The sequence below is a fragment of the Mesorhizobium sp. M2A.F.Ca.ET.067.02.1.1 genome, assembly GCF_004023285.1.
Classification (GTDB): domain Bacteria; phylum Pseudomonadota; class Alphaproteobacteria; order Rhizobiales; family Rhizobiaceae; genus Mesorhizobium.
In genome coordinates this window covers 1-10,720 of sequence record NZ_RZSB01000124.1, presented here as the reverse complement: position 1 = coordinate 10,720, position 10,720 = coordinate 1, and the positions used below count along the sequence as shown (strand labels likewise).

At 64.0% G+C, this 10,720-nt stretch carries 12 protein-coding genes; 6 read left to right on the top strand and 6 right to left on the bottom strand.

Translation table 11 applies throughout. The features are described 5' to 3' along the window. Positions 1-262: 262 nt before the first annotated feature. Entirely contained in the window at positions 263-2,140 is a 1,878-nt protein-coding gene (locus EOA28_RS12030; protein ID WP_127251445.1) for an ABC-F family ATP-binding cassette domain-containing protein, read from the bottom strand. A 132-nt stretch (positions 2,141-2,272) separates the two neighbouring features. Between EOA28_RS12030 and EOA28_RS12025 the strand changes: the two genes are divergently transcribed. The 3 genes from EOA28_RS12025 (at position 2,273) to EOA28_RS12015 (ending at position 3,903) form a co-directional block, all read left to right on the top strand. Then, positions 2,273-2,503 (top strand): hypothetical protein, encoded by a 231-nt coding sequence (locus EOA28_RS12025; RefSeq protein WP_126078184.1) that lies wholly within the window; start codon positions 2,273-2,275, stop codon positions 2,501-2,503. A 189-nt stretch (positions 2,504-2,692) separates the two neighbouring features. Further along, positions 2,693-3,403, top strand: a complete 711-nt coding sequence (locus EOA28_RS12020; RefSeq protein ID WP_127251446.1) for a lysozyme inhibitor LprI family protein — start codon at positions 2,693-2,695, stop codon at positions 3,401-3,403. A 305-nt stretch (positions 3,404-3,708) separates the two neighbouring features. After that, entirely contained in the window at positions 3,709-3,903 is a 195-nt protein-coding gene (locus EOA28_RS12015) for a hypothetical protein (protein WP_127251447.1), read from the top strand. 187 nt (positions 3,904-4,090) lie between these two features. Here the strand turns inward: EOA28_RS12015 and EOA28_RS12010 are convergent, their stop codons facing one another. From EOA28_RS12010 to EOA28_RS38800, 4 genes are all read right to left on the bottom strand, one after another. Beyond that, positions 4,091-4,534 carry a MucR family transcriptional regulator gene (locus tag EOA28_RS12010; RefSeq protein ID WP_042638138.1) on the bottom strand — a complete coding sequence of 148 codons (444 nt, stop codon included), beginning with the start codon at positions 4,532-4,534 and terminating at the stop codon, positions 4,091-4,093. Between the two features lie 353 nt (positions 4,535-4,887). Continuing rightward, a complete protein-coding gene (locus tag EOA28_RS12005; RefSeq protein WP_245463237.1) occupies positions 4,888-5,109 on the bottom strand; it encodes a hypothetical protein in 222 nt (73 codons plus the stop codon). Then, entirely contained in the window at positions 5,090-6,148 is a 1,059-nt protein-coding gene (locus EOA28_RS12000; protein WP_245463493.1) for a DMT family transporter, read from the bottom strand. The genes EOA28_RS12005 and EOA28_RS12000 overlap by 20 nt, the downstream gene beginning before the upstream one ends. 41 nt (positions 6,149-6,189) lie before the next feature. Next, positions 6,190-7,023 carry a hypothetical protein gene (locus EOA28_RS38800; protein ID WP_189342024.1) on the bottom strand — a complete coding sequence of 278 codons (834 nt, stop codon included), beginning with the start codon at positions 7,021-7,023 and terminating at the stop codon, positions 6,190-6,192. Between the two features lie 112 nt (positions 7,024-7,135). Here EOA28_RS38800 and EOA28_RS11980 point away from each other — a divergent pair, with 112 nt between their 5' ends. Then, positions 7,136-8,104 (top strand): LysR substrate-binding domain-containing protein, encoded by a 969-nt coding sequence (locus EOA28_RS11980; RefSeq protein ID WP_127251448.1) that lies wholly within the window; start codon positions 7,136-7,138, stop codon positions 8,102-8,104. Positions 8,105-8,336: 232 nt separating this feature from the next. Here the strand turns inward: EOA28_RS11980 and EOA28_RS11975 are convergent, their stop codons facing one another. Then, entirely contained in the window at positions 8,337-8,519 is a 183-nt protein-coding gene (locus EOA28_RS11975) for a hypothetical protein (protein ID WP_095816012.1), read from the bottom strand. A 127-nt stretch (positions 8,520-8,646) separates the two neighbouring features. Here EOA28_RS11975 and EOA28_RS38795 point away from each other — a divergent pair, with 127 nt between their 5' ends. Together EOA28_RS38795 and EOA28_RS11970 are read left to right on the top strand one after the other, a co-directional pair. After that, positions 8,647-8,814 carry a hypothetical protein gene (locus tag EOA28_RS38795; RefSeq protein WP_210214937.1) on the top strand — a complete coding sequence of 56 codons (168 nt, stop codon included), beginning with the start codon at positions 8,647-8,649 and terminating at the stop codon, positions 8,812-8,814. A 372-nt stretch (positions 8,815-9,186) separates the two neighbouring features. Next, positions 9,187-10,720: ATP-dependent helicase (locus tag EOA28_RS11970; protein WP_148670693.1), on the top strand; the 1,534-nt coding region annotated here is incomplete at its 3' end.

Below are 10,720 nucleotides of genomic sequence, written 5' to 3'. Positions count from 1 at the left end.
AACCTTGCGACCAACCGGACGCAGTGCATGCTTGCCGGCTGCGGCTACAATCTGCAAAGAGCGGCCGCAGTCCTCTTCCCAAAGAGGAAGCCGGCATGAGGCGCAGTCCGCCCAAAATCCACTGCCATGGCGGCCTGAGGCCCCAAGAGCGAGGCAAAATAACCCGCCAAAGCGGCCAGAGCGCCTTTCAAAAAACGCCCATCCGCCTCGTGCGCTAAATATCGACTCCCATGCAAAACCCTCACAGGGGGAGAAGGGGGAGCTACTCCGCTATCCCTTCCTCATATTCCGCCGACATCGTCAGCCACTTGTCCTCGTTGAGCGCCAGCGTGTGCGCCAGTTGCGAACGTTCCTTGGCGAGCCGCGTCGCGGTGGACGGATCCTTTTCGTAGATCGCCGGGTTGGCCAGCTCGTCCTCGATGAGGTCGATGCGCTTGCGGATGCGGTCCATCAGCGCCTCGGTGGCGCGGATCTCCTTGGCCAGCGGTTCAAGTGCCGCGCGGCGCTGCGCGGCTTCGCGGCGGCGGTCGGCCTTGGAGGCCTTGTCGGCTTCCTTCTGCTCGCGCCGGTTGGAGGAGACACCGGTGACGAGCGTCTTGTAATCCTCCAGATCGCCGTCATAGGGATTGACCGCGCCGTCCTTGACCAGCCACAGCCGGTCGGCCGTGGCTTCGAGCAGATGCCTGTCGTGCGAGATCAGGATCACGGCGCCCGGGAAATCGTTCAGCGCGTGGATCAACGATTCACGGCTGTCGATATCGAGATGGTTGGTCGGCTCGTCGAGGATGAAGAGGTTCGGTCCCTCGAAGGCCGATAGCCCCATCAAGAGCCGCGCCTTCTCGCCGCCGGACAAATCCTTGGCGCACGTGTTCATCTTCTCGGTCGACAGGCCGAACTGGGCGACTCGGGCGCGCACCTTGGCTTCCGGCGCGTCCGGCATCAGCCGGCGCACATGCTCATAGGCGCTTTCCTCCGGGCGCAGATCGTCGAGCTGGTGCTGGGCGAAGATCGCCACCTTCAGGCCCGGCGCGATGGTCATCGAGCCGGTCTCGGCCTTCAGCCGGCCGGCGAGCAGTTTGGCGAAGGTCGACTTGCCATTGCCGTTGGCGCCGAGCAGCGCGATGCGGTCGTCGGCATCGATGCGCAGCGTCATCTTCTTCAGGATCGGATCGCCTTCGGTATAGCCGACATTGACGCCGTTGAGCGCCACGATCGGCGAGGCCACCGTCTTCACCGGCTCGGGGAAGGAGAACGGCCGCACAGTGTCGTTCACCACCGCGGCGATCGGCTTCAGCTTCTCCAGCGCCTTCAGGCGCGACTGCGCCTGCCTCGCCTTAGAAGCCTTGGCGCGAAAACGCTCGACGAAGGATTCCATATGCTTGCGCTGCGCTTCCTGCTTGACGCGGCTCTTCTCCTGCAACTCGCGCTGCTCGGTCAGCTGGCGCTCGAACTGGTCGTAACCGCCGCGCCAAAAGGTGAGCTTCTTCTGATCGAGGTGGACGATCGAGTTGACGGCGCGGTTGAGCAGGTCGCGATCATGCGAGATCAGCAACACCGTGTGCGGGTATTTGGAGACGTAGTTTTCCAGCCACAGCGTGCCTTCGAGATCGAGATAGTTGGTCGGCTCGTCGAGCAGCAGAAGATCGGGCTCGGAGAAAAGCACGGCGGCCAGCGCCACGCGCATGCGCCAGCCGCCGGAGAAGGACGAAGCCGGCCGCCGCTGGGCGGCATCGTCGAAGCCGAGGCCGGCCAGGATCGTGGCGGCGCGGGATTCGGCCGAATGCGCGTCGATGTCGGCCAGCCGGGTGTGGATCTCGGCGATGCGGTGCGGATCTGTCGCGGTCTTCTCTTCCTCGAGCAAAGCCTGGCGCTCGACATCGGCTTTCAGCACGATCTCGATCAGCGGTTCCTCAGTGGCAGGCGCCTCCTGCGCCACCTGGCCGATGCGGGTGTTCTTCGGCAGGCTGATCGAGCCTGTCTCCGACGGGAAATCGCCGGTTATCGCCTTGAACAGCGTGGTCTTGCCGGTGCCGTTGCGGCCGACAAGGCCGGCCTTGGTGCCGGCCGGCAGGGTCAATGAGGCATGATCGAGAAGCAGCCGCCCCGCCATGCGCAGCGTAAGGTCGTTGATGATAAGCATAGCGGGCTTTTGCACGGGAGATCGGCGCTTCGCAAGAGCCAGCGCCCGGACGAGGCCTGCCGCGCTCCGCGAGCGTTCAACAAAAAGCCCGATGGACTGGAACCAGTCGCCGGCCAAAGCGTTGGGAAGCCCGTGATCCGCTATCTCGCCCTCGCCTTCATCTTCTTCCAGGTCGCCACGACAACCGCGCTGGCGACGCAGGTGGTTCTGTTCGAGAGCGAGACCGCTCCGATTGCTCTTCCAGTTGAATCGACAAGCGGGGCACCGACACAGCCAATCTCCCCCGTGGTGAGGCGCGCGACGGAACACCTGCTGATCCAGATCGAAAGCGGGAACTCCGGCCGTCGCCCCTTGAATGACTGAGAGGCTGGCTGGGCAGCGCCCACCGCCGCGCCGGGCATCTCCACACAAGCAGTGAAATCGTTCACTCCCGGCTTTCGCCCGCCGGTCATACATTGCTTGCCACGTCACAGATTTGGCGTTGATCGCCGCTATTGCCTCAACCTATGCTGGCACAGGCGCCGGGGCCGTTTCAAACAGAGGGCAGACGATATGTCGGGCAAGACCTCGCTCCTTTCGGCCTCGCTGGCGGCCACGATTTTCGCGATCGCGGCCGGCCTGTTTCTCACCATGCCCGCCGCCCGCGCGGCAGCCGTCGACTGCGCGGCGGCGAAGACGCAGGCCGACCTTGCCACCTGCACGACCGCGAATGCCGCTTCGGCCGACGCAGGGCTCAACGCTGTCTACAAGGCGCTGGCGGCACGTCTCGCTCCCGCCGACCTGAAGCGCCTGCGTGACGCGCAGCGCGCCTGGATCCCCTTCCGCGACAAGGAATGCGCCTTCCGCACCCAGCCCTATGCCGATGGCTCGGTCTATTCGAGCCTGGTCGGGGTTTGCAAGGCGGAGTTGACCAAGGCGCGACTGGCGCAGTTGCAGCACCAGTTGCAATGCCCGGAGGGCGATCTCTCCTGCGTGCCGCAAAGCAGCGGCAATGCCGCGCCTGCGAAGGCCGCGCCTGCGACGGCCAAGGCCGCGCCTGCGAAACCTGCCCCTAGCCAGAACGACACGCGGCCATGCGTGCAATCCGCCGGCAAGGCGAAGTCGGACCAATATGTCTCGCAATGCGTCCAGGTTTCGCCGGCGACCAACCCGCCCTGCAATGGCCAGAACGCATGCAGCATGATGATCGACGAGATCAAGCGCGGCTGCGCCATGATCGGCAACGACAATCCGCCGGCCTTCTGTTCCGCGTATAAGGGGTGAGAGAAGCGCCCGCCCTGCCGGGCTGCCGCTCGGCACCGGCTTTCCCGGCGGGGAAATCAGCCAGGCCAAGCGGACGAACCACAAGTTCAGCTTCGGCTTATATTTAAGCGTTGCGCGGCGTTACCATGAAGAAAGGGCCAGAATCTGCGGGGCCGGCCGTTGTGCTTGTCGAAAATCGATTTCAGTTTTCCTTGCGAACTGCAAATCTGTGAGCGCGCCGTGAGTCGTGCGTGAGCGCCAATGAAGAACTTGGCCCCAACAATAACTCGGCCCCAACAATAACTCGGCTATGTCAGGAGCTCACGATGGGCGAAGCGGTCAACGATCTGCGAACGCTGAAATATGTGGCGGAAATCGCGCGCAGGCTGGCGAAGATGCTCTCGCGCACGCGCTACCAGATGCTCGTCTATCTTCTTGAAATGACCGCCGTCGAAGCGGACAGCCTCACCGCCGAGCGGGACCCCGACCGCCACGACGAGAGCAAGCCGCCCCGTAACTGATGCCGGGTGTTCGGCGCGTTTACGGAAACCAGTCACGCGGCGACGCAACATGCCGAGAGCGGTCCGAGGGCCGCGCCATGACGATGGCGCGGCGTCACTCATTGCCTCAGGCAGCAGCTAAAGCGCGTCGCATGTCTTGATCCCGAAACCGGTTCCCACTTTCGGGAGACATGCTTTAGGTCCGGCCTCAGGCCTTGCCCTTGCGCTTGCCTTTGCCCGCGTCACCGCCGGCCGGCTTGCGGCCGAGGCCGGAAGATTTGGCCAGCGCCGAGCGGGTCGCCGAATAGCTGGGCGCCACCATCGGATAATCGGCAGGCAGGCCCCATTTGGCGCGGTATTCGTCCGGCGTCAGGTTGTGATCGGTCGCAAGGTGGCGTTTCAACGACTTGAACTTCTTTCCGTCTTCCAGGCAGACGATGTGATCCGGGAAGACGGAACGCTTCGGGTTTACGGCGGGCGTCAGCGCCACCGCCTCCTTGACGACACTGCCGCCGGCGAGCTTGCGCACCGACGCGCTGACGCTGGCGATCAGATCAGGCAGGCCGGAAGCAGGGAGCGGATTGTTGCCGACATAGGCGGAGACAATGTCGGCGGTCAGTTCAATTGCGGTCTTATCGTCGATGTTGGACAATTTTTTCACCTTCTGCCGGCCCTCAAATCGCCAGCTCGTTTTTAAGACTTTTGTCGGTGTATCGAATTGGACCTGTCCCCCAACGGACCGTCCAGAGTCAGTAAAGCTACGCGACTCAATACCGGGTTATGTTTCTACGCGAGCTGCGAAGGCGCAAGTTAGGATTTCTAATAGCTATAACAGATGCTTTATAGAACCGACGGTCCGGCAGGATACGTAGAACCTCCGGTTGCACTGGGTCGGCCAAGGAAGTTGCTGAAAAATCGAAGTTCAGGCCAAGTCCGGCCACGGCAATGACAATCCGCCGGCTGGATGTGGGCCTTTCGCGATTCGCCGGCGCCAGGGCAAATCGCTCATTTGACGGCGACGCCGCGCCTGACATCCGCCGAAGGGCTGTCCGACAGGATTTCCAGCACGCGTTTCCAGCGCGCGCAGCGGCCAAAGTCCTTTTGCTCAATAGCCTTTTCCGCCTTCATGGCCGCATAGAGCGGCGCTTCCGCGCCAAATTCCCTGACCAGCCAGTGCGCCTCCTGTCTGGCGCGGCGTTCGTCCTCGTCAACGGGCATTCTGGACATTGTGCGTGGTCTCCGTACCTTCGATGCCGACCGCGAGGCAGCTGCCAATGACGAGGACGGCGCCGGCAACAGCCGTCATCGACAGGCTTTCGCCCGACAGGGTCAGCAGAAACGTGGAAGCGATTGGCGTCAGATAGGCGACGACCGCAATCCTGCCGCCGTGATCGAGCTTGGCCGCGCGCGACCAGAAATAGTAGCCGAGCCCCATCGGGCCGGCGCCGAGATAGAGGCCTAGCAGGAGATGCCCACCGGTCAGGCGTCCGGCGCCGTCATGCAGGCACCAGGCAAAGGTGAGCGCGACGCCGATCAGCGCCGAGGGCAAAAGCAGACGTTCCGGCGGCACGCCAAGGCGGCCGACGGTAAGCGAGTAGAAGGCCATGCAGAGCGCCGAGCCGAAAGCGGCGAGATAACCGACAACGCTGCCGCCTTCGAACCAGGTCTGCGCGCGCCCTCCGGAAATGACCAGCGCCACGCCGGCGAAGCCGACAGCCGCGGCCAGGCCAAGCAACAGTGGACGGCGCGGCCGGCCCAGCAGAATAGCGGCCGCGGCGGTCATCAGCGGCCAAGTATAGGCGACGAGGTTCGCCTCGATGACCGGCATCGAGGCGAAGCCGATATATTGCAACACCATGGTGCCGACCAGCCCCAGGAAGCCGACGGCATAGGCGGCAAGCGAGACTCTTTCTTTCTCCCCTTGTGGGAGAAGGTGGATCGGCGCGGAGCGCCGAGACGGATGAGGGGTGTTGGAAGAAACTCCAGCGTCGGCGATCCGTCCAGCACCCCTCATCCGACCTCGCTTCGCGAGGCCACCTTCTCCCACAAGGGGAGAAGGGAAAAGTCGGATCAGCGCAAACACGACGGCCGCCCCGCAAAATTGGAGGAACTGCACTTGCGATACCGGATAGAGGGCAAGCAGCGTCTTGCCGACCAGGGCGTTGGTCGCCCACAGCGCCACGGCGCCGAGGGCGAAGGCCAGCGCCGCCGCCGGGGCGGCGCTGGGATGGTCTCGACAGTCCGCCACGGCCGGGCCGAGGCTCAGCGACGCTGGGCGCGGCTGGCGCTCGACCGGATCGTTGGTCACTACCAAGACTCCCTTGCTCCGCCGGAAACCGGCTCCGCGGCGGGCTGCGGCATGGGATGCTCCTCGGCATGGCGGCGATAGGCGGGCAGCTGGTTGGTCCAGACATCCTCGGCCAGCTCGTTCACCCAGGCACGGTCATGGTCATTGTCGGCGGCGAGGTAAAACATTCGGTTATCGTCGACATACGGCTTGGTCGCCGAGCGCTGGTTGAGCACCAGCGTGACGCGCTCGCCGAGCTGGATCGGCGCGGTGCGGTGGAGCACGCCCAGGAACTGGCCGAGCGTGGCGTAGTTCATCTTGTGGTCGATGCGCATGACCTTGTTGCGCGGCAGGTCGCGGCCGGATTCCAGGATCGAGCGGCCGGTCTCGGAATCGTCGCAATAGATCTCAAGATGACCGCCGATGAGAGGGTCGCTGATCGACAGCGGGATCAGCTCCGTCACCGGGACGCCGTCGCAATGCCATTCGACGGCGCCGTCCCTCGGGTTCATGAAGGTGACGGTCGAACCGACGATCGACAGTGGATAGGGTTCGAGCTTGGTGCCCATCATGTCGGACAGCCTTTCCAAGCGCAGCTTGTCGTGTAAAAGCTCCTTGATCTCGGGAATATAGCGGTCCGCGCCGGTGATAAAGGTGAGGTCGAGATGTTTGTGAACGGCATGGCTGGCCTTCAGCTTCAGGGCGGCTTCCTCGATCGCGGCAAGCAGAGCCGGGTCGTAACCGTGACGATACTGGGCGACGCCGAAGCCCGACACTTTCCAGGCCGTCTCATGACCAATGATGGCCTCGCGGCTCATTGCACAGCGCAGTTCGGGAATTGTATGGGCGTTCATTGTACTTTCTCCAAGATGGGGGCAACACTTGGTTAACAGTCATTTAAACGCCTACCCCTGTAAATTTAGGAATGCTGGTGGTAGCGTAAGCCCAGCTTAAGGTCGAAACCCCGTGCGTCTGCTCAGTCAGGTCAACCTCAACTCGCTGAAAATCGTGGAAAGCGCCGCGAGGCACAGGAATTTCACACGCGCCGGCGAAGAGCAGTTTATCACCGCTTCCGCCGTCAGCCAGCGCGTGAAGAGCCTGGAGGACCAGCTGCGCTTCAAGATCTTCGAGCGCGGCGGCAACGCGGTGTCGCTGACGCCGGAGGGCGAGACCTATGTGGCGCGCGTGCGCGAGGCGCTGGAACGGATCGTGGCGGCCAGCATGGAGGCCACCGGCCAGTCGCAGGCGCATGTGCTGCGGATCTGCGTGCTGCCGACCTTCGCGGCGCGCTGGCTGTTTCCCAGGCTGATGACCTTCCAGCAGCAATATCCCGACATCGAGATGCGGGTGTCGACATCCTACGCCACGCATGAATTCGCGACCTCGGAATATGATCTCGAGATCCGCTACGGCGACGGCAATTTCCCCGGCCTCACCTCGGAACTGCTGTTCAAGGAAGACCTGACGCCGGTGTGCAGCCGCAAGCTGTTTCACGACGTGCTGGGCGACAAGCCGCTGTCGAAGGTGGTGCCGGAGGACCTGCGCTACTTCACGCTGCTGCATTCGGACACCTGCACGCAGAACTGGCAGTCGTGGCTGGGCTTCGCCGGCGCGAGCTTCGTGCTTGGCGAGACGAGAAGCGTCTATTTCGACAGCTGCATGATGTCCTACGAAGCGGCCAATGCCGGCATGGGCTTCGCCGTCGCCAACCGCGCCTACATGGCAAGCGACATCCGTGCCGAAAGGCTGGTAGCCCCCTTCGCGGTCCACCATCCCAACACGGCGGGCTGGTACTTCGTCAGCCCCATCAAGGCGCTCGGCGCCCGCAAGGTGGAACTGTTCAAGCAATGGATCCTGGCCGAAGCGGCGCTGACGCAGCGCCAACTCGACATGGAGATCACCGGCGGACAGCCGGCACGCGCGGCGGTGGCCTAAGCAGCGCCGCTCGCGCAGCGTCAGGATTTTCCGGGTGTTTCCACTGACTGTAGCCGGCTAGCGCGATCGCACCATGACGCAAGGCCGAGACTCAGCTATGTTGGATTGCGCGGCGGGCCTGATTTTCCCGCTTGGCCGGCGCTATCCAGCTTCCTCCCAAGCAGCGCCGGCCTTCTTCCAGCCCGACGATAACTTGACCTTTAGGGCCGACGATAACCCGACTCGCCCTGCCCTATTGCTTCGGAGGCGTGCCCGGCTGGTCGCCGCCCGTGGTCGATTTCGGCACCGGGTTCTTGTCGACCTGAGGGTTCTGGTTGACTTCGTCGCCCGGCGCCTTGGTGGGTTGCACACTGTTGTCGCAGGCGGCGAGCACGAGCCCTGCCGCAAGAGCCAGCAGCACAGGAAGCTTCATCATGACGACCTCCTCTCGTTCGCCCCTTTCATAAAGGGCAAACGAGGCGATGGCGGTTTGGTTGCGCGTGAGGCGGAACCAACCGGTCCGCGTCCGGTTGAAAGCCAATCAACCGCATGAGGAGACGATGATGATCCGCCTGCTGCTTACCGGCCTTTTCGCCTACACCGCCTATCGCGTCGCCGTGAGGATCATCAACGAGGTGCCTGGCGATGTCGCGCCGCTGGACATGCCGGGCGATGAGAGGCGCAAGTTGCGGCGCCAGTCGGCGGCAATGGGGGTGGAGCCGAAGCGGTAGCGCCCTTGCTCGGCCCACCTTCTTCTACGCCATGCACACATCGTCTGTGACGGCGTGACTGATCGACCTGAGGTTTGATTGCCACGTGGTTCCCCCAATCCGTCGCTGCTTCGCAGCGCCACCTTCCCCCTCCGGAGGGAAAGGAAGGGAGCGTTGCTGGAAGCTCGGCGCTTTTCCTCTACCCCGTCGATCGGGGGAGAGGTGGCTCGGCGAAGCCGAGACGGAGTGGGGGTCGACCAGCGCTCCATAGAGAATGTATGCGCCCACCCACCACCGGCTCAGCCTCCTCTCCGGCCGCTGCGGTCCCCTCCCGGCTCTCCCGCAACGCGAGGAAATTATTGCGAACAAAGCGGAAACGATGCTTGATGGGCGATGAACATCGCCGCTCGTGATTCGTCCTTCGAGACGCCCGCTTATCTTGCCCGGCTGAATGATGAGCAGCGGCTGGCGGTGGTGCATGGCGACGGCAAGGTGGCGGCGCCGCTGCTGGTGATCGCGGGCGCCGGCTCCGGCAAGACCAACACGCTGGCGCATCGCGTCGCCCATCTCATCGTCAAGGGCGCCGATCCGCGCCGCATCCTGCTGATGACCTTCTCCCGTCGTGCCGCGGCCGAGATGGCCAAGCGGGTCGAGCGCATTGCCGGCGAGGTGCTGGGGCGCGACGCGGCGATCATCGGCGACGCGCTGGCCTGGGCCGGCACTTTCCACGGCATCGGCGCCAGGCTGCTGCGCGACTATGCCGAGCAGATCGGCCTCGACCCGGCCTTCACCATCCATGACCGCGAGGATTCGGCCGACCTGATGAACCTTGCACGGCATGAGCTGGGATTCTCGAAAACCGAAAGCCGCTTTCCGACCAAAGGCACCTGCCTGCAGATCTATTCGCGGGCGGTGAACGCGCAGGCGCCACTGGACGAGGTGCTCGGCTCCGCCTTCCCCTGGTGCGCGGCATGGGCGGAGCAACTGAAGGAGCTTTTCGCGGCCTATGTCGAGGCCAAGCAGGCGCAGAACGTGCTCGATTACGACGACCTGCTGCTCTACTGGGCGCAGATGGCGGCCGAGCCGGAAATCGCCGCTCATCTCGGTTCCCGCTTCGACCACGTGCTGGTCGACGAGTACCAGGACACCAACCGGCTGCAGGCTTCGATCCTCCTGGCGCTGAAACCGGACGGCGCCGGCCTGACGGTGGTGGGCGATGACGCGCAGTCGATCTATTCCTTCCGCGCCGCGGAAGTGCGCAACATCCTCGATTTCCCGAAACAATTCGCGAAGCCCGCCGAGATCGTCATGCTGGAGCGCAACTACCGCTCGACCGAGACGATCCTGGCAGCCGCCAACAGGGTGATCGGCGAGGCCAGCGAACGCTTCACCAAGAATCTGTGGACCGAGCGCCGTTCCTCGCACAGGCCGCAGCTGGTCAGCGTACGCGACGAGGCCGAGCAGGCGAATTATGTCTGCCAGGCGATCCTGGCCGAACGCGAGGCCGGCACGGCGCTGAAGGCGCAGGCGGTGCTGTTTCGCACCTCGAGCCACAGCGGGCCGCTGGAGGTGGAGCTGACGCGTCGCAACATCCCCTTCGTCAAGTTCGGCGGCTTGAAATTCCTCGACGCCGCGCATGTCAAGGACATGCTGGCGATGCTGCGCTTCGCCGAGAACCCACGCGACCGCGTCGCCGGTTTCCGCGTGCTGCAGCTGATGCCGGGCATCGGGCCGTCCGCCGCCTCGCAGATCGTGGATGCCATGGCGACGTCGCTCGACGAGACGCTCGGCCTTGCCCGCTTCCGGCCGCCGCAGCGCGCCGCGCAGGATTGGCCGGTGTTCCTCGACATCTATAGCGGCCTACGCGCCGGCGCCAAATGGCCGGCCGACCTCGAACGGATCAGGCTCTGGTACGAACCGCATATGG